This window comes from Streptomyces asoensis (genome assembly GCF_013085465.1).
GTDB classification, from domain to species: Bacteria; Actinomycetota; Actinomycetes; order Streptomycetales; family Streptomycetaceae; genus Streptomyces; species Streptomyces cacaoi_A.
The window spans coordinates 4,411,384-4,429,291 of record NZ_CP049838.1 but is presented as its reverse complement, the minus strand read 5'-3'; the positions used below and the strand labels follow the sequence as shown (position 1 = coordinate 4,429,291).

General features: G+C 70.8%; 17 protein-coding genes. 8 read left to right on the top strand and 9 right to left on the bottom strand.

Translation table 11 applies throughout. From position 1 onward, the window contains the following. Positions 1 to 96 precede the first annotated feature (96 nt). Both G9272_RS19670 and G9272_RS19665 read right to left on the bottom strand, forming a co-directional pair. Positions 97 to 1,125: a P1 family peptidase gene (locus G9272_RS19670; protein ID WP_171397807.1), complete on the bottom strand. Its 1,029-nt coding sequence runs from the start codon at positions 1,123 to 1,125 to the stop codon at positions 97 to 99. 50 nt (positions 1,126 to 1,175) lie between these two features. After that, positions 1,176 to 2,444, bottom strand: a complete 1,269-nt coding sequence (locus G9272_RS19665) for a low temperature requirement protein A (RefSeq protein WP_171397806.1) — start codon at positions 2,442 to 2,444, stop codon at positions 1,176 to 1,178. Between the two features lie 119 nt (positions 2,445 to 2,563). Between G9272_RS19665 and G9272_RS19660 the strand changes: the two genes are divergently transcribed. Next, entirely contained in the window at positions 2,564 to 2,746 is a 183-nt protein-coding gene (locus tag G9272_RS19660) for a hypothetical protein (protein WP_171397805.1), read from the top strand. A gap of 76 nt (positions 2,747 to 2,822) precedes the next feature. Here the strand turns inward: G9272_RS19660 and mscL are convergent, their stop codons facing one another. The 6 genes from mscL to G9272_RS19630 all read right to left on the bottom strand — a co-directional run bounded on the left by mscL (position 2,823) and on the right by G9272_RS19630 (position 8,625). Beyond that, positions 2,823 to 3,290, bottom strand: coding sequence for a large conductance mechanosensitive channel protein MscL (gene mscL / locus G9272_RS19655; RefSeq protein WP_171397804.1), 468 nt, complete (start codon positions 3,288 to 3,290; stop codon positions 2,823 to 2,825). Between the two features lie 108 nt (positions 3,291 to 3,398). Continuing rightward, the gene (locus G9272_RS19650) at positions 3,399 to 3,953 is read right to left on the bottom strand and encodes an RcpC/CpaB family pilus assembly protein (protein ID WP_171397803.1); all 555 of its coding nucleotides are present in this window, start codon (positions 3,951 to 3,953) and stop codon (positions 3,399 to 3,401) included. 296 nt (positions 3,954 to 4,249) lie between these two features. Beyond that, the gene (locus tag G9272_RS19645) at positions 4,250 to 5,092 is read right to left on the bottom strand and encodes an S-methyl-5'-thioadenosine phosphorylase (protein WP_171397802.1); all 843 of its coding nucleotides are present in this window, start codon (positions 5,090 to 5,092) and stop codon (positions 4,250 to 4,252) included. A 74-nt stretch (positions 5,093 to 5,166) separates the two neighbouring features. Beyond that, positions 5,167 to 5,487, bottom strand: a complete 321-nt coding sequence (locus G9272_RS19640) for an FmdB family zinc ribbon protein (RefSeq protein ID WP_171397801.1) — start codon at positions 5,485 to 5,487, stop codon at positions 5,167 to 5,169. 67 nt (positions 5,488 to 5,554) lie between these two features. After that, positions 5,555 to 6,847, bottom strand: a complete 1,293-nt coding sequence (locus tag G9272_RS19635; RefSeq protein WP_171397800.1) for an MFS transporter — start codon at positions 6,845 to 6,847, stop codon at positions 5,555 to 5,557. Between the two features lie 278 nt (positions 6,848 to 7,125). Beyond that, a complete protein-coding gene (locus G9272_RS19630) occupies positions 7,126 to 8,625 on the bottom strand; it encodes a potassium/proton antiporter (RefSeq protein WP_171402069.1) in 1,500 nt (499 codons plus the stop codon). A gap of 267 nt (positions 8,626 to 8,892) precedes the next feature. Here G9272_RS19630 and G9272_RS19625 point away from each other — a divergent pair, with 267 nt between their 5' ends. Then, positions 8,893 to 11,682: a penicillin acylase family protein gene (locus G9272_RS19625; RefSeq protein ID WP_171397799.1), complete on the top strand. Its 2,790-nt coding sequence runs from the start codon at positions 8,893 to 8,895 to the stop codon at positions 11,680 to 11,682. Between the two features lie 69 nt (positions 11,683 to 11,751). On the opposite strand, the gene G9272_RS19620 is transcribed toward G9272_RS19625, so the two are convergent. After that, a complete protein-coding gene (locus tag G9272_RS19620) occupies positions 11,752 to 12,366 on the bottom strand; it encodes a 5-formyltetrahydrofolate cyclo-ligase (RefSeq protein WP_171397798.1) in 615 nt (204 codons plus the stop codon). A gap of 104 nt (positions 12,367 to 12,470) precedes the next feature. Here G9272_RS19620 and galU point away from each other — a divergent pair, with 104 nt between their 5' ends. The 6 genes from galU to sepX all read left to right on the top strand — a co-directional run bounded on the left by galU (position 12,471) and on the right by sepX (position 17,876). Then, positions 12,471 to 13,373 carry a UTP--glucose-1-phosphate uridylyltransferase GalU gene (gene galU / locus G9272_RS19615; protein WP_171397797.1) on the top strand — a complete coding sequence of 301 codons (903 nt, stop codon included), beginning with the start codon at positions 12,471 to 12,473 and terminating at the stop codon, positions 13,371 to 13,373. Between the two features lie 5 nt (positions 13,374 to 13,378). Beyond that, positions 13,379 to 14,704: a molybdotransferase-like divisome protein Glp gene (glp, locus tag G9272_RS19610; protein ID WP_171397796.1), complete on the top strand. Its 1,326-nt coding sequence runs from the start codon at positions 13,379 to 13,381 to the stop codon at positions 14,702 to 14,704. Between the two features lie 63 nt (positions 14,705 to 14,767). Then, positions 14,768 to 15,247, top strand: coding sequence for a cyclic pyranopterin monophosphate synthase MoaC (moaC, locus tag G9272_RS19605; protein WP_020128380.1), 480 nt, complete (start codon positions 14,768 to 14,770; stop codon positions 15,245 to 15,247). Further along, positions 15,244 to 15,780 carry a MogA/MoaB family molybdenum cofactor biosynthesis protein gene (locus G9272_RS19600; RefSeq protein ID WP_171397795.1) on the top strand — a complete coding sequence of 179 codons (537 nt, stop codon included), beginning with the start codon at positions 15,244 to 15,246 and terminating at the stop codon, positions 15,778 to 15,780. The genes moaC and G9272_RS19600 overlap by 4 nt, the downstream gene beginning before the upstream one ends. A gap of 26 nt (positions 15,781 to 15,806) precedes the next feature. Further along, a complete protein-coding gene (locus G9272_RS19595) occupies positions 15,807 to 16,403 on the top strand; it encodes a GNAT family N-acetyltransferase (RefSeq protein ID WP_020128382.1) in 597 nt (198 codons plus the stop codon). A gap of 144 nt (positions 16,404 to 16,547) precedes the next feature. Beyond that, positions 16,548 to 17,876: a divisome protein SepX/GlpR gene (sepX, locus tag G9272_RS19590; RefSeq protein ID WP_171397794.1), complete on the top strand. Its 1,329-nt coding sequence runs from the start codon at positions 16,548 to 16,550 to the stop codon at positions 17,874 to 17,876. Positions 17,877 to 17,908 lie beyond the last annotated feature (32 nt).

Genomic DNA, 17,908 nt, shown 5'->3' with positions numbered 1-17,908 from the left:
GAAGGAGGGATCCCACGGCCGGTGGGGTTCCCTCCGGTCGCCGTTGGCACCATCACGTGACGGAACCGGGACAATCGCCCTCCCCGGCCCGCGGTGTCACCGGCCCCCGTACAACTCCTCGTACGACGGCCACGCCCCGCCCGGCCCGGACACCGACTCGGCGGCGCGCACGGCCCGTACGATCGCGCGCGTCACCACCTCCGCGCCCGCCGCGAGGATGTCGTTCAGAGCGAGCGGGTGGTCGGGGTCGAGCGGGCGCGCGCCCGTCGCCAGCGTGAAGACGGTGTCCCCGTCGTTGAGCAGATGCACCGGACGCACGGCCCGCGCGATTCCGTCGTGCGCCGTGCCCGCCACCTTCTGCGCCTGTGCCTTCGTCAGGTCCGCGTCGGTGGCGACCACCGCGAGCGTGGTGTTGAGCAGGGGAGGCGCGTTCTTCGCCGTGATCTCGGCGAGACGCCAGCGCGCGCTCTCATGCACGCGGGCCTCTGGATACTCCGCACGCCCCTGGAACAACTCCCCGTACAGCACGCCCGTCTCCGGATCCGTCACCGACCCCGCCGCGTTGGCCACCACCAGCGCGGCCACCGTGATCCCCGAGTCGAGAAGCACGCTCGCGCTGCCGACCCCGCCCTTCATCGGCCCGACAGCGGCGCCCGTCCCCGCGCCCACGCATCCCTCCCGCACCCGAGCCCCCACAGCGCTCGCCGCGGCCGCCTCCACGGCCGCCCGGCCGGTGGCGGCGTCAGGACGGGCCCGGAAGTCGCCGCCCCGCGCCAGGTCGAAGACGCAGGCGGCGGGCACCACCGGCACGACGTGCGTCGGCTCCGTGCCGACGAGAACCCCGCGCCCCTGCTCCTCCAGCCAGGCCATCACGCCGGACGCCGCGTCCAGCCCATAGGCGCTGCCGCCGGTCAGCACGATCGCCTCGACCCGCTGCACCACATTGCGTGGATCGAGGGCGTCGGTCTCCTTCGTGCCGGGACCACCGCCGCGTACGTCCACGGCGGCCACGGCACCGCCCTCCGGCGCGAGGACGACCGTGGTGCCGGTGAGCCAACCGTCGCCGGTCCGCGTGGCGTGTCCCACGCGTACACCGGCGACGTCCGTCAGAGCGTCAACTGTCATGGGGGTCAGTCTCGCCCGACCCGCGTCGTGCGTGGCGGTGTCACGCCCCGTCACATCACCGCGCTCGAAGCTCGCGCGGGGCTCTCCCGTGACTCCCGCGCGACCAGGCGCGCCGTCAAGGTCGTCCCGGTCGCCACCGCCAGCGCCGACACCAGGCCGGCCGTGAGGACCGCCCACTCGCCGAGGAAGGTGCAGCAGATCACCAGCAGCGCGGCGACGGGCAGCACCAACTGCTGGGCCAGGCCCACCTTGAAGTGGCGTGCGTGCAGGACCCAGACCGCCAGCAGGTACAGCGCCGTCGGCAGGGTGACCGCGGCCGACGCGGCGAGCGTCGAGATATGGGCCTCGCCGACCGCCTGCTCGACCGCCACCTCCAGACCCGCCCCGATCGCGGCGGCCGAGGCGAAGACGACGTAGTGCCCGTAGCCCCACAGAAACGCCTGCTTGCTGGAGCGCAGATGCCCATGGATGGGCACCACGAAGTAGATCCACCAGGCGGCGAAGACGATCAACAGCCCACCCGTCGCGATCGGCAGCAGCTCGCCCAGCGCGTCGTTCTCGTCGATGCCGGACTTCACGGCGACCGTCGCCGCCGCGATCGCCTCGCCCAGCACGATGATCGTGAACAGCCCGTAGCGCTCGGCGATGTGATGCGGATGCCAGGACGTCGGGTGGTCCTTCTCCGCATAGATCGGCACGCACATCTCCAGCGGCGCCATCACCAGGAACAGCCACGCCCTGCCGCCCTCGGGCAGAATCAGCAGCCCCAGCCAGCCGATCTGGCAGATCAGCACGCCCGCCGCGTACCGCAGCGCCATCGTCCGCTCCGCGCCCTCGGCGGACCACGCGACTCGCAGCCACTGCGAGCTCAGCGCGAACCTCATGATCGCGTAGCCCAACCAGACGGCCACGAACTCGTGGTCCTCGAACGCCCGCGAGATGCCCGCCGCCAGCACCAGGACCCCGGCGATCTGCACCAGCGTGACGATCCGGTACAGGACGTCGTCGTTGTCGTACGCCGACGCGAACCAGGTGAAGTTCATCCAGGCCCACCAGATGGCGAAGAAGACCATCGCGTAGTTGAGGATTCCCTCGCCCGCGTGGGACTCGGCCACGGCGTGCACCAGTTGGATGCCCGCCTGGGCGATGGCCACGACGAAGCACAGGTCGAAGAGGAGCTCGAGCGGCGAGGCGACCCGATGCGTCTCGCCCTTCCCGCGCGCGGTCAGACTGCGCAGCGGCTTCAAGCGGGTGGGCGCCGGGGAGACGGGGCTCCCGGAGGGCGGGGGAGAGGCCGACGGGGGCGTACTGGACGTCATGGGTACCAGCACAGCAGACAACCGGCGGAAAATCTTGTGCGGAATCCGCGGTCTCGCGGGGTGCGAGGCCGGCGGCCGGGCCCTGACCCGAGCGGGTGCCGGGGCCGTACTCTGGAGGGATGAGCACCCCTTCCGCCTCCGAGCCGCGCGACCCGAAGTCCGCGCTGATCTTCGACGACCCGCTGGACCGGCAGTCCTCGGACGACACCGACCGCGGTTGGGGCGAGCGGCCGTCCGCCGAGGGCGACAGTGTCGCCGACCTGAAGCGCTTCCTCGACGAGAAGCCGCCCCACCACGTCTGAACCCGACGGGCCGGCCCGGTCCGGCAGGCCCGGGAGCCCTGGCGGAGCACCGCCCGCAGGGCCCCGTCGAGGGCTTCTACCGCTCGCTGCGCCCCGAGCCCCGCTGGGCGACCAGCTCGTCGCGGATCTCCTTGAGCACCTCCAGCTCGGTCAGCTCGATGATCTCCTGCGTGCCCTCCTTGGCCTTCCTGCGGGCCTCCATCTTCGCCAGATACTTCGACATGGGCAGGACCATCAGGAAGTACACGACCGCAGCAGTGATCACGAAGGTGAGCGTCGCGCCGAGGACGGACCCCCACAGGATCCGGACGCCCGTCGCGCTGTCCCCCGTGCCGGTGCAGGGGCCCTTGAGGCAGGCGCTGTAGCTGTCCAGGTTCTTGGTACCGACCGCTCCGATGAGCGGGTTGATGATTCCCTTCACCACCGAGTTGACGATGTTCGTGAAGGCCGCGCCGATCACCACCGCGACTGCCAGATCGACGACGTTGCCACGCATCAGGAAGGCCTTGAAGCCCTGCCAGACGCTTGCCTTCTCTTCGCTCACCTCGGGGACACTCCTCACATGTACAGGTTGTGGAACAAACAGCTCCGCAACCTACGTCAACGCCAGGTGGGCGTGTCCAATTCGGTCCCTCGGGCGAGGGACTTGACGTCACCACAGGGTCACCGCCAGCCGAGCCGTCGCACTCGCCCCCGCCAGACGCGCGGCGGTGGACCGGGGCACCGACAGGACGACCAGCGCCCCGTCGTCAGCCGTGCCGGCAGCCGTGTCGGTGTCCAGCGGCTCCGGCACCTTTGTCACGAGTGCCCCGCGCGCGACCACATGGGCGTCGCCGCCCGCGCCGCCCACACCGCCCAGCGTCGTCGGCTCGGCGGCGATGACATCTACCCGGTCACCGGGGCGCAGCAGTCGGACCGTGGCCGCGTCGGCGATCCGTACCGGCGCCGTCACCTTCTCCCCGGCGCGAGGGCTGTGCGCAGGGGCGCGTAGTGGAGCATGCGCGCGGGGGTGCGAGCCCCCGCCCGAGTCCGCGCGCGCAGTCGCACCGGGATGTCCGTGGCCCGGATCACCGTCCCGTGGGCCGGACGCCACGAGCGCGGCGGCAGTGATGGCGAGACCCAGGGCGAGGGCCCGCCGCCTGCTCCTTACGAGCCGTCCCAGCCGGTACCGGCTGGGACGGACCCGCACGGGAGCGAAGGGCGGCACCTCGCAGGTGGCCGGAGCGTCCGTGCCGGGTGGGCGCGCCGCGAAGGGGAGAGGGGACGGGGCGGGCGAGGGGAGCGGAGGAAGCGGAGGAAGCGGGGGGAGAGGAGAGGGAGGAACGAGCGAGTCGGACACGGGATCACCACCTGCGAGGAGGAACGGGTTTGCGAAGCCACGATGAGCCTTCGCGCCGCCGCTCGCCGGAGCCGGTGGACCACCGCCGGGTTGTGGACAACTCCCTCACTCGAAGGAGAACTTCCGCGCCCGAGGCCCCCTTTTCCGCCTCTCCCCCGCACCCGCTACGGCAGCTCGAACCCGGGATTCAGCCCGCCCAGCGCGTTCGCGCACAGGCAGTCCCGCTCGCCGTCGGAGGGCAGCGCGGCCACCGCGTCGAACAGCACGCCCCGCAGCCGGTCCACGTTCGCCGCGAATACCCGCAGCACCTCCTCGTGCGACACGCCCTCACCGCTCTCGGCGCCCGCGTCCAGATCGGTGACCAGATTCAACGACGTGTAGCAGAGCTCGAGTTCACGGGCGAGCGCGGCCTCCGGGTGACCCGTCATGCCCACCACAGACCAACCCTGCGCCTGGTGCCACAACGACTCGGCACGGGTCGAGAACCGCGGCCCATCGATCACCACCAGAGTCCCGCCGTCCACCGGCTCCCACTCCCGGCCACGCGCCGCCTTCAGGGCCGCCGAGCGTCCCGCGGGGCAGTAGGGGTCGGCCAGGGACACATGCACCACGTTGGGCACCGTGCCGTCGGGCAGGGGCAGCCCGTCGAAGTACGTTGCGCTCCTCGACTTCGTGCGGTCGACCAGCTGATCGGGCACGAGCAGCGTGCCGGGCCCGTACTCCGGGCGCAGACCGCCCACCGCGCACGGACCGAGGACCTGGCGCGCCCCGACCGAGCGCAGCGCCCACAGGTTGGCCCGGTAGTTGATCCGGTGGGGCGGCAGATGGTGCCCGCGTCCGTGCCGGGGCAGGAAGGCGACCCGCCGGCCGGCGATCTCGCCGAGGAAGAGCGAGTCGCTGGGCGGTCCGTAGGGGGTGTCGACCTGGAGCTCGGTCACGTTGTCGAGGAACGAGTAGAAGCCGGAGCCGCCGATCACACCGATCTCTGCGTTCGCCTGGTTCGCCATGCGTCGCACCCTAACCGCCCCGGGAACGCCGAAGACCCCGTCGTCGTACGACGACAGGGTCCTGTGAGCGAGCCTTACGCGGCTGAGCTGCTGCCGCTCGAGGTGCCGGTGCTCGACGACTTCGAGTCCGAGGTCGAGGACGTCGAGGTCGACGGCTTCGAGTCGGAGCCGGACGTCGACGACTTCGAGGACGACGCCGGCGAGCTGCTCGACGAGGAACCGCGGCTGTCGTTGCGGTAGAAGCCGGAGCCCTTGAAGACGATGCCGACGGCCGAGAACACCTTCTTGAGGCGGCCACCGCAGTTGGGGCACTCGGTCAGGGCATCGTCGGTGAACTTCTGCACCGCCTCGAGGCCCTCGCCGCACTCGGTGCACTGGTACTGGTAGGTCGGCACTGTCTTCCTCCTGGCACTCTCACTCAGTGAGTGCTAACGACGGTCTATCTTGACGTATTCCGGGGGATCAGTCCACTGTCACCGGCACGCGGTGACCGACGCCACGTGCGACGGTACGCGCGCGGGGGCGCGTCTCCAGCCGTGAACGCAGCGCCAGCAGGGTCACCAGGGCCAGCACGGTGCCCCCCATGGGCACCAGGAAACCGGCGCCGCCCCAGAAGCGGTCCTCCAGCTGTCCGGCGATCGTGACGGCGGCCGCCTGCCCGAGCGCGACCGCGCCCGTCAGCCAGGTGAACGCCTCGGTGCGGGCGCCGGCCGGGACCAGGTCATCGACCAGCGTGTAGCCGGTGATCAGCGCGGGCGCGATGCACATGCCGACCAGGAGGCCGAGGCCCGCCAGGACGAGCACCGAGTGCGCTGCCCACAGGCCGGAGGCGACGAGCGCCAGCGCGGCATAGGAGACGACCAGGCGTCGCCGCGGGGCGACCTTCCAGGCGATGGCGCCGCAGACCAGGCCGGAGAGCATGTTGCCTGCGGCGAAGGTGCCGTACAGGACGCCGTTCAGGCCGGGCTCGCCGATGGACTCGGTGAACGCGGCCAGCGAGACCTGCATGCCTCCGAAGACGGTGCCGATGCCCAGGAAGGCCACGATCAGCACGCGCACACCGGGGACGCGCAGAGCCGAGGCGTGCTCCACGCGCGCGTGCCCGGCGACGGCGACCTGGGGCTGCGTGCTCTTGCGCGCGGCGAACAGCAGGCCGCCGAGCAGGGTCAGCGCGGCCTCGGTGACCAGGCCGGCGGCCGGGTTCACGGCGGTGCACAGGGCGGTCGCCAGCAGCGGGCCGAAGACGAAGGTGAGCTCGTCGGTGACGGACTCGAAGGCCGCCGCGGTGGTCATCAGGGGCGAGCCCTTCAGCCGCGCACCCCAGCGGGCCCGCACCATGGGCCCGATCTGCGGCACCGAGGCGCCCGTGGGCACGGCCGCCGCGAACACCGTCCACAGGGGTGCGTGGGTCAGGGCGAGCACGGTGAGGGTGAGGCCCGACAGCGTGTGCAGGAGCACGCCGGGGATCAGCACCGCGCGCTGCCCGTAGCGGTCGGCGAGCCGCCCGCTGTAGGGCGCGCACAGCGCCATGGAGACACCGGTGACGGCCGCGGCGGCACCGGCCGCGCCGTACGAGCCGGTGGTGTGCTGCACGAGCAGCACGATGGAGATGGTGAGCATCGCGAACGGCTGGCGGGCCGCGAAGCCGGGCAGCAGGAACGTCCAGGCGCCACGGGTGCGCAGCAGCTGCCCGTATCCCGGGCGGGAGGAGGCCGACGAGTCCTTCGACGGCTCGGTGGTGACCGTGGATGCCACGGCCCGTGCCTTTCTGCCGCCTGGTAGCGCGACCCCGTCCGGTTGGGCGGGGGCGCCGAGAGCTGTCCTCTTGCGCGTGCTGCGGTAGATGCCGGTGCTCGCCGCACGAGGTGTCCCGGCCGCCATACGGTCGCGCCAGCTCTGCGTCAGGCAGAGTTGGTTCGATCAAGGTGTGCCTTCATCGTACAGGGATCAAGGTGCGTCATCCCTGTGAAAATGAGCACCATAAGGCTGGCCGCCTCCGAATGAAGGGGGTGTGAACGGTGCGAAACATGCACTTAACGCGCGCTGCCGCCCGTGCCCAGCCATCCGGCGAGCTTGCCGCCGTGCCCGACGGCGCGCAGTCGCCGTTCGGCCGCGTCGCGGACCGGGTCGGTGGCGACGACGAGGAGTTCGTCGCCGTGTCGCAGCACGGTCGTCGGCAGCGGCACGAACGATGTCCCGTCGCGCACGACGAGGGTGACGGCCGCCCCGGCCGGCAGCCGTAGCTCGTTGACCTCGACGCCGTGCATCTTCGACCCCTCGGGGATCGCCACGGACAGCAGATGCCCGCGCAGCCGCTCCAGGGGCGCCGACTCGACGCCGAGGTCGGCGGCCTCGGGATCCCCGCCCAGGCGCAGTTTGCGCGCCAGCCAGGGCAGCGTCGGCCCCTGGATCAGGGTGTAGACGACGACCAGGACGAAGACGATGTTGAAGATGCGGCGGCTGCCGTCGACGCCGTTCACCATGGGGATCGTCGCCAGGATGATGGGGACGGCGCCGCGCAGCCCGGCCCAGGACATCAGCGTCTGCTCCTGCCAGGGCACCCGGAACGGCGTCAGGCACAGCACGACGCTGAGCGGGCGGGCCACCATGGTCAGCACCAGGCCGATGAGGAGCGCAGGCAGTACGTCGTCGCCCAGCTCGTGCGGGGTCACCAGGAGACCGAGCAGCACGAACATGCCGATCTGGGCGATCCAGCCGAGGCCGTCGGCGAACCCGCGGGTGGCGGGCCAGTGCGGCAGTTTCGCGTTGCCCATGACCATCGAGGCGAGATAGACGCCCAGGAAGCCGCTGCCGTGCGCCAGGGAGCCCGCCGCGTATGCGGTGACCGCGATCGCCATGACGGCGATCGGGTAGAGGCCGGAGGCGGGCAGCGCGACGTGCCTGAGGCCCCAGGAGCCCAGCCAGCCGACCGTGAGGCCGATGGCGGCGCCGATGGCCAGCTCCAGCGCTATCTCGCCCACCAGCACGTACCAGTGCTCGACAGGGCCCGCCGTGGAGAAGGCGACGACCAGGATGACCACCGGGGCGTCGTTGAAGCCGGACTCGGCCTCCAGGGTGCCCGTCACGCGCGAGGGGAGGGGGATCTTGCGCAGGACGGAGAAGACCGCCGCCGCGTCGGTCGAGGACACCACCGCGCCGATGATCAGCGCCTGTCTCCACTCCAGCCCGGTCACGAAGTGCGCGGCCGTGGCTGTGACGCCGACGCTGACCGCGACGCCGGCCAGTGCCAGCGCCGTGGCGGACGGCAGGGCCGGTTCGATCTCCTTCCACTTCGTGCCCAGACCGCCCTCGGCGAGGATCACGACCAGGGCGGCGTAGCCGATGACCTGGGTCATCTCGGCATTGTCGAAGTGGATGTTGCCGATGCCGTCCTGGCCCATGAGGACGCCGATGCCCACGTAGACGAGCAGGCTGGGGAGCCCGCTGCGCGAGGAGATCCGGACCGCTGCGACGGCGACGAGCAGGACGAGCGAGCAGACGAGCAGGAGCTGGTTGAGGTGGTGGACAGTCAGCGGCGGTTCCCTTCACCGGCGCGCGCGGCTTGCGCGCGGGCGCACATGTGCTTCGGATACATCGGACACGAAGCTGCGAGCTTCGGGCCCAACTACTTCGTTACCTTACCTAACTCTTGACGATTTCTTGACGCTCGGCGAGGGAAGATCGACCATCCCTCCGTACCGGTACCCGACTCCGCGTCAAGTGGCACAAGGCCCTGCGCCTATGGTTGCTCCAGCACTCCAGGACCGCCTGCCGCTCGCGTTAGGACAGCAAGGACAGCGATGCCCCCCAACACCACCGCCACATCGGGTGACAAGCCCGGCAAGTCCGGCAGGAAGAAGGGGCGCAAAGCCCGTTTGATCGTGCTTGTGCTGGTGCTGGCCATCATCGGAGGCATCGCCTACGGCGCCTACTGGTCCATCAGTACCGTCCGCGCGTCCTTCCCGCAGACCAAGGGTTCGATCACACTCGAGGGCCTGACCGGGCCCGTCGACGTGAAGCGGGACGGCTACGGCATCCCGCAGATCTACGCGGACTCCGACGAAGACCTGTTCATGGCGCAGGGCTATGTCCAGGCGCAGGACCGGTTCTACGAGATGGACGTACGCCGGCACATGACCTCCGGGCGACTGTCGGAGATGTTCGGCAAGAGCCAGGTCGACAACGACGAGTTCCTGCGCACCCTGGGCTGGGACCGTGTCGCCAAGAAGGAGTACGACAGCGAGCTGTCGGCCGACACGAAGAAGTACCTCCAGGCCTACGCCAAGGGGGTCAACGCCTACCTCAAGGGCAAGGACGGCGCCGACATCTCCCTGGAGTACGCGGCTCTGGGATTCACCAACGACTACAAGCCCACCGAGTGGACCCCGGTCGACTCGGTCTCCTGGCTGAAGGCGATGGCCTGGGACCTGCGCGGCAACATGCAGGACGAGATCGACCGCGCCCTGATGACCAGCCGTCTCGGCCCGGCCCAGATCGCCGAGCTGTACCCGCAGTACCCGTACGACCGGAACCAGGCGATCGTCCAGGACGGCCAGTACGACGAGCTGACCAAGACGTTCGAGCAGAGCGACGGCCAGAGCGACTCCGACGACAGCTCCACGGACGGCACGGGCACGTCCTCGGACTCGTCCTCGGGCGGTACGGAAGGCTCGGCCCTCCAGAGCCAGCTCTCGGGCCTCTACAACGTCCTGGACGACCTGCCCACGGCCGTCGGTGTGAACGGCAACGGCATCGGCTCGAACTCCTGGGTCGTCGCCGGCAAGAACACGATCACCAATAAGCCGCTGCTGGCCAACGACCCGCACCTGTCGGCGTCACTGCCGTCCGTCTGGTACCAGATGGGCCTGCACTGCCGTGCCGTCTCCAGCAAGTGCCAGTACGACGTCTCCGGCTATACCTTTGCGGGCATGCCCGGTGTGATCATCGGCCACAACCAGACCATCTCCTGGGGCATGACCAATTCCGGCGTCGACGTCACCGACCTCTATCTGGAGAAGCTCTCCGGGGAAGACGGCTACGAGTACGACGGCAAGGTGAAGCCGTTCGTCACGCGCGAGGAGACCATCAAGGTCGCCGGCGGCGAGTCCAAGAAGATCGTCGTCCGGCAGACCGAGGACGGGATGCCCCTTCTGTCCGACCGTGACGACGAACTCATCGACGTCGGCAAGAAGGCCACCGTCGACACCGACGACACCGCGGCGCCCGACCGAGGCGACGGCTACGGCGTCGCCCTGAAGTGGACCGCGCTGACCGCCGGCACCTCCATGGACGCCGTCTTCGCCCTCGACAAGGCGAAGGACTGGGACAGCTTCCGCAAGGCTGCCGAGAAATTCGACGTGCCCTCGCAGAACCTCGTCTACGCCGACACCTCGAACCACATCGGCTACCAGCTGCCCGGAAAGATCCCCACGCGCGCGAAGGGCGTCGACGGCTCGATCCCGGCGCCGGGCTGGGACTCCAAGTACAAGTGGAAGGGCGACATCGACTTCGATGAGCTGCCCTACGAGTACGACCCCGACCGCGGCTACATCGTCACCGCCAACCAGGCCGTGGTCGACAAGGACAAGTACCCCTACACGCTCACCACGGACTGGGGCTACGGCGCACGCAGCCAGCGGATCACCGACCTGATCAAGAGCAAGATCAAGGGCGGCGGCAAGATCTCCACCGACGACATGCGCCAGATGCAGCTGGACGACGACAGTGAGATCGCGAAGCTGCTCGTGCCCGTGCTGAAGAAGCTCAATCTCGACGACCCGGATGTCCGCGAGGCGCAGAAGCTGCTGGAGAACTGGGACTTCACCCAGGACGCCGACTCGGCCGCGGCCGCCTACTTCAACGCGGTCTGGCGCAACATCCTCAAGCTGGCCTTCGGCAACAAGCTGCCCAAGGAGCTGCGCGTCGAGGACCAGTGCCTGTGGGTCGATCCGGTCAACACCACCGGCCCGGTCGACGACACCGAGAAGGTTCGCGAGTGCGGTCAGCGCGACGCCGACCAGGCGCAGCCGGACGGCGGCGACCGCTGGTTCGAGGTCGTGCGCAACCTCATGACGAAGACGGACAGCGACTGGTGGACGACGCCCGCCTCGGGTACCCGTCCCGAGGCCGACCACGACCGCGACAAGCTGTTCGAGCGTGCCATGATCGACGCCCGCTGGGAGCTGACCGCCAAGCTCGGCAAGGACATCGACACCTGGAGCTGGGGTCGGCTGCACCGCCTGTTCCTGAAGAACCAGACCCTGGGCACCAGCGGCCCCGGTTTCCTCCAGTACATCCTCAACCGCGGCCCGTGGAAGCTCGGCGGCGGCGAGGCGACGGTCAACGCGACCGGCTGGAACGCGGCCGGCGGCTACGGCGTCGTATGGGTGCCGTCGATGCGGATGGTGGTCAACCTCGACGACCTCGACAAGTCGAAGTGGATCAACCTCACCGGAGCCTCGGGGCACGCCTTCAGCGCTCACTACACCGACCAGACGAGCAAGTGGGCCGACGGTGAACTGCTCGACTGGTCCTTCTCGAAGAAGGCGGTCGACGACAGCACCAGCGACACCCTGGTACTCAAACCCTGAGCTGCCGACCGTCCGGAAGGGGCCCTCCACGCGCGCGTGGAGGGCCCCTTCCGCATGAGGGCGCGTATGTCAGGTGAACCGGCGCACGCTCGTCGGGGTCACCACCGCGTGCACCGGCCGGTCGTGCGCCTCTCCGGGGACGTGCTCGACGACCTCGGCGTCGTACAGGAGCACCACCAGCGAGGGGTGGGCCCCGGAGTCCGCCAGCCGGGCCAGCACGCGGTCGTACGATCCGCCGCCGCGCCCCAGGCGCATGCCGCGCGCGTCGACCGCCAGTCCCGGCAGCAGCACCACGTCGGCGGCCGTCACGGCGTCCGGGCCGAGGCGCTCGCCGGCCGGCTCCAGGAGGGCCATCTTCCCGCCGTGCAGGACCCGCGCGAGAGCGCCTTCGCCGGTGTAGGCGCCCCAGTCCAGGTCGTTGTCGGGCAGCAGCGCGGGCAGCAGCACGCGCACGCCCCGCGCGCGCAGCGCGTCCAGCAGCGCCAGGGTGCCGGGCTCGGTACCCACGGAGACGTACGCCGCCACCGTGCGCGCGTGCGTCAACTCGGGCAGCTCCAGGGCCCGCTCGGCCAGGGCGACGGCCGCCGCGCGCACGTCATCGGGCGTCAACCTGTTTCTCACGGCGACGAACCCTCGGCGCAACATAGGTTTGTCAGACTCTGGTCCGCCTTCGAGGTGGCTCATATGTCGCTCCTGCACTTCTCCCACACCGCTCCAATGCGTTCATATGATCATCAATTAACCAGAGCCACAGATCCCTCTCAAAGTCACCGGATAAGGTTGCCGACATGACGCAGTCGCACCCCAGGATCAGCAAGGCTGTCATCCCCGCAGCCGGCCTCGGCACCCGGTTCCTGCCGGCGACCAAGGCCACTCCCAAGGAGATGCTGCCGGTCGTGGACAAGCCGGCTATCCAGTACGTGGTCGAGGAGGCCGTCTCCGCCGGCCTCGACGACGTCCTCATGGTCACAGGCCGCAACAAGCGCCCCCTCGAGGACCACTTCGACCGCAACTACGAACTCGAGTCGGCCCTACAGAAAAAGGGCGATGCCGCCCGGCTCGCCAAGGTCCAGCAGTCCAGCGACCTCGCGACCATGCACTACGTGCGCCAGGGCGACCCCAAGGGCCTCGGGCACGCCGTCCTGTGCGCGGCCCCGCACGTCGGGCAGGAGCCCTTCGCCGTCCTGCTGGGCGACGACCTGATCGACCCCCGCGACCCGCTGCTCCAGCGGATGATCGAGGTGCAGGAGCGGCACGGCGGCAGCGTCGTCGCGCTCATGGAGGTCGCCCCCGAGCAGATCCACCTCTACGGCTGTGCGGCCGTGGAGGCCACCGTGGACAGCGACGTGGTCAAGGTGATCGGCCTCGTCGAGAAGCCGGACCCGGCGGACGCCCCGTCGAACTACGCGATCATCGGACGCTACGTCCTCGACCCGAGCGTGTTCGGCATACTGCGGCAGACCGAGCCCGGCCGCGGCGGCGAGATCCAGCTCACCGACGCCCTCCAGCAGCTCGCGCAGGACGAGAAGATCGGCGGCCCCGTCCACGGCGTCGTCTTCAAGGGCCGCCGCTATGACACCGGCGACCGCGGCGACTACCTGCGTGCCATTGTCAGACTCGCGTGCGAACGTGAGGATCTGGGTCCGGACTTCCGGTCCTGGCTTCGCAGTTACGTCACCGAGGAGATGTAGCCACTTTGAGCACCGCCGCGCCCCGCCGCACCGGCCAGGACCAGCTCTGGTCGGTGGACGAGCACCTGGAGGACATCCTCGCCACCGTCCGTCCCCTGGAACCCATCGAGCTCCAGCTGCCCGACGCGCAGGGCTGCGTCCTGGTCGACGACGTCACGGTGCCGGTCTCGCTGCCGCCCTTCGACAACAGCTCCATGGACGGGTACGCGGTGCGGGTCGCGGATGTCGCGGGCGCGAGCGAGGAGTTCCCGGCGGCGCTGGACGTCGTGGGGGACATCGCGGCGGGACAGCCGGCCGACCTGCTGTACGTGGGACCCGGCCAGGCCGCCCGGATCATGACCGGTGCCCCGCTCCCGGCCGGGGCCGAGGCCGTGGTCCCCGTGGAGTGGACCGACGGCGGACTAGGTGAGGGCCCGGTCAGCGGGATGCGCGCCCGCAGCCTCGCCCCCGAGCAGGCCTCGGGGCACGTACGCGTGTACCGGCCCGCGGAGGCACGCGCGCACGTACGCGCGAAGGGCAGCGACGTGAAGGCGGGGGATCGCGCCCTCGACGCCGGGACCGTCCTCGGACCGCCCCAGATCGCCCTGCTCGCCGCGATCGGCCGGGGCGCCGTACGCGTGCGCCCGCGCCCGCGCGTGGTCGTGATGTCCACCGGCAGCGAACTCGTCCAGCCCGGCGAGGAGCTGGGCAGCGGCCAGATCTACGACTCCAACAGCTTCGCCCTCACCGCGGCCGCCCGGGACGCCGGCGCCATCGCCTACCGGGTCGGCGCGGTCGCCGACGACGCCGACACGCTCCGCTCCACCATCGAGGACCAGCTCGTCCGTGCCGACCTCGTCGTCACCACCGGCGGGGTGAGCGTCGGGGCGTACGACGTCGTCAAGGAGGCCCTGGAGCACGTCGGCGACGAGGACGAGGCGGGCAGCGGCGTCGAGTTCCGCAAGCTCGCCATGCAGCCGGGCAAGCCCCAGGGCTTCGGTTCCATCGGCCCCGACCACATCCCTCTGCTGGCCCTGCCGGGCAACCCGGTGTCGTCGTACGTCTCGTTCGAGCTGTTCGTGCGCCCCGCCATCCGTGCCCTCATGGGCCTCGAGGACGTCCACCGGCCCACCACGCGCGCGAAGCTGGTCGCCGACAAGGCGCTGACCTCGCCGAAGGGCCGCAGACAGTTCCTGCGCGCCACCTACGCCGACGGCACCGTCCGGCCCGTCGGGGGCGCCGGCTCCCACCTGGTCGCGGCCCTCGCGCACGCCGACTCGCTGATCGTCGTCCCCGAGGACGTGGAGTCCGTCGAGCCCGGCGCCGACGTCGAGGTGGTCCTCCTCGGCTGAGTCCTCCTGGTTGGGGGTACCGTGTCGCGCACAACAGGCCCGGACCGGGAGCGCCACACCACCATGAGTACGCAGGACCGACTGACGCACATCGACGACGTGGGCGCCGCCCGCATGGTCGACGTTTCCGGCAAGGACGTCACCGCGCGCACCGCGCGTGCCAGCGGGCGGGTCCTTGTCTCGCCCCGTGTGGTCGAGCTGCTGCGCGGCGAGGGGGTACCCAAGGGGGACGCGCTGGCCACCGCGCGGATCGCGGGCATCATGGGCGCCAAACGCACCCCGGACCTGATCCCGCTGTGCCACCCCCTGGCCGTCTCCGGTGTGAAACTGGATGTGTCGGTCGCGGACGACGCCGTGGAGATCACCGCCACGGTGAAGACGACGGACCGCACGGGCGTCGAGATGGAGGCGCTCACCGCGGTCTCCGTCGCCGCGCTCACCGTGATCGACATGGTGAAGGCGGTCGACAAGGGAGCGGTCATCACGGACGTGCGCGTGGAGGAGAAGACGGGCGGCAAGTCGGGCGACTGGAGCCGGGCATGACACTCGACGGGTCGGTCGGCGGTGCCCTGCTCGCTCCGTACAGCGCACTGGTCGTGACCGCTTCCAACCGGGCCGCCGCCGGCGTCTACCAGGACAGGGGCGGCCCGCTGATCGCCGAGGGCCTGCGCGGCTTCGGCTTCGCCGTCGACGGGCCGCAGGTCGTCCCCGACGGGGACCCGGTGGAGGCGGTGCTGCGGGCCGCCGTCGAGGCCGGGTACGACGCCGTCGTCACCACCGGCGGCACCGGTATCTCGCCCACCGACCGCACGCCCGAGGCGACCCGCGCGGTGATCGACCACGAGGTGCCGGGCATCGCCGAGGCCATCCGGGCGTACGGCCGGGAGAAGGTGCCCACCGCGGCGCTCTCCCGGGGCCTGGCCGGAGTGGCGCGCGGCACGCTGATCGTCAACCTGCCGGGCTCCACCGGCGGGGTGAAGGACGGGCTGGCCGTCCTGGAGCCCCTGCTGATCCACGCCGTCGACCAGATCCGTGGCGGCGACCACCCCAGACCGAGCCACGGAGGTGCGAGCTGAACAGCTCATCCTGGCCCGTCGAACTGGTGGAGGGCGACATCGTCCTGCGGCCCATAAAGCTGCGCGACCAGCGGGCCTGGCGCGAGGTCAACCGGCGCAACCGGGACTGGCTGCGCCCCTGGGAGGCGACCATCCCGCCGCCCGCGCCCAGCGGGCCGATCGCCCACCGGCCCACCTACCGCCAGATGGTCCGGCATCTGCGGTCCGAGGCGAACGCGGGCCGGATGCTGCCGTTCGTGATCGAGTACCAGGGGCGGCTCGTCGGGCAGTTGACGGTCGCCGGGATCACCTGGGGGTCGATGTGCTCCGGGCATGTCGGCTACTGGGTGGACGAGTCGGTGGCCGGCCGCGGTGTGATGCCGACGGCCGTGGCGCTCATCGTGGACCACTGTTTCCGCACCGTCGGACTGCACCGCATCGAGGTCTGCATTCGGCCCGAGAACGGGCCCAGCCGCCGGGTCGTGGAGAAACTCGGATTCCGTGAGGAAGGGCTGCGGCCGCGCTATCTCCACATCGACGGCGCCTGGCGTGACCACCTCGTCTTCGCGCTCACGGCGGAGGAGGTCCCGGAGGGCCTGCTGAACCGGTGGCGGCGCACACGCTCGCAGAAGGCGTCCAATTGAATTAGCCGACCAGCCGAATAGATGTTCGAAAATGATCGGTTGATCGCACCGGTCGCAAAAAAAGTTCGAAATATCAGCCAGATCGTGCGACACACCGGCCCAATTGGCGGATGGCCTCACGCAAACCCCTCTACCGTGTGAGGCGTGAGCAGCAGCGGCCTCATCTACGCAGTCATTGTCGGGGCCTGGGCCGCCTACTTGGTGCCTATGTGGCTCCGTAGGCAGGACGAGCTGAACGAGGCCCGTCCGACGGAACGCTTCAGCACCGCCATCCGGCTGCTGTCCGGACGGGCGGGAATGGAGCGCCGGTACGCCAAGGACCTGCGGGCGCGCTCCACCGAGGAGGGGGAGTCCGACGCCGACGTTCCGGACGACGTCACCGCATCGGTGGACGTCCGGTCCTTCGCCATGCCTCCGACCCGCCCGCAGGTGAAGGTGCCGGTTCATGAGCGCGGCCAGGAACGAGCTCAGGAGCGATCCCAGGAGCGCGGCCAGGAACGAGGGCCGGGGCGCCCGGAGGCAGCGCGTGAACCGGCGCGCGATCCGGCGGCCAAGCCCGCGCACGACCACCGTGAACAGGGCGCCAAGCCCGTACGCGAATCCGTACGCGAAGGGGGCGCCGCTGCGGCCGGCCGACGGGCGCCGGTCGCCCGGCGGACGCCCGCCGAGCAGGCGTCCGCCGCGCGCGCCCAGCGCTCGAAGGCACTCGCGCGCCGTCGGCGCACCACCGTGATGCTCTTCCTCGCCTTCACGCTCGGCGCGATCGTCGCGGCGGTCGGCGGGCTCACGTTCCTGTGGGCGCCCGGCGTGCCTGCCGTCCTGCTCAGCGCGTACATCGGGTACCTGCGCTCCCAGGAGCGACGCCGCTTCGCCTTCCAGATGGACCGCAGGCGCGCCGAGGTCGCCGCGCAGCGGCTGCGGGAGCGTCAGCCGCGCCGGCGCGCGCCCGCCTCGGCGAACGCCTCGTCCGTCGACGCCGGCCCCGACGCCGGCGCAGAGGAGCCGCACGCGGCCCCCGAGCCGGAGACCGACCCGGGTCTGCTGGCGCTCGCCGCGGACCGCAGGGCACTCGTCGAGCAGACCGATCACGCGGAGTGGGTCGACCAGCAGCGCGAGCGGCAGCGCCGGCCCGGCCACGGTGAGAGCTGGGACCCGGTACCGGTTCCGTTGCCGACGTACGTGACCGCGCCGGTCGCGCCCCGGGCGACGTCCGACGTGGACCTCGGGGCGCCGGACGCCTGGAGCTCGGCCCGCTCGAGTTCGGTGGCGCCGGAGCACGAAGCGGCGGACGCCGGGGACGCACCGGCCGGGGAACGCGAGGAGGCGGACCCCGCGGAGGACAGGGGAGCGGACGGCGACGAGCGCAGCGACGCCCGGCGCGCGGCCTCGGCCCGACGCTCGCGCGAACGCGGCCGCACCCCGCTGTTCGACCAGTACGAGGACGGCGAGCGACCGCTGGCCGCCAACGAATGAGAGCCCCGGCACCCCCCGCCCGGCCTCGGGGA

Bases quoted from the DNA above. Each gene is read 5' to 3' on its own strand.
- G9272_RS19670 (WP_171397807.1), bottom strand. From the start codon at position 1,125: ATGACAGTTGACGCTCTGACGGACGTCGCCGGTGTACGCGTGGGACAC.
- G9272_RS19665 (WP_171397806.1), bottom strand. From the start codon at position 2,444: ATGACGTCCAGTACGCCCCCGTCGGCCTCTCCCCCGCCCTCCGGGAGC.
- G9272_RS19660 (WP_171397805.1), top strand. From the start codon at position 2,564: ATGAGCACCCCTTCCGCCTCCGAGCCGCGCGACCCGAAGTCCGCGCTG.
- G9272_RS19645 (WP_171397802.1), bottom strand. From the start codon at position 5,092: ATGGCGAACCAGGCGAACGCAGAGATCGGTGTGATCGGCGGCTCCGGC.
- G9272_RS19625 (WP_171397799.1), top strand. From the start codon at position 8,893: ATGCCCCCCAACACCACCGCCACATCGGGTGACAAGCCCGGCAAGTCC.
- G9272_RS19620 (WP_171397798.1), bottom strand. From the start codon at position 12,366: ATGAGCCACCTCGAAGGCGGACCAGAGTCTGACAAACCTATGTTGCGC.
- galU (WP_171397797.1), top strand. From the start codon at position 12,471: ATGACGCAGTCGCACCCCAGGATCAGCAAGGCTGTCATCCCCGCAGCC.
- moaC (WP_020128380.1), top strand. From the start codon at position 14,768: ATGAGTACGCAGGACCGACTGACGCACATCGACGACGTGGGCGCCGCC.
- G9272_RS19600 (WP_171397795.1), top strand. From the start codon at position 15,244: ATGACACTCGACGGGTCGGTCGGCGGTGCCCTGCTCGCTCCGTACAGC.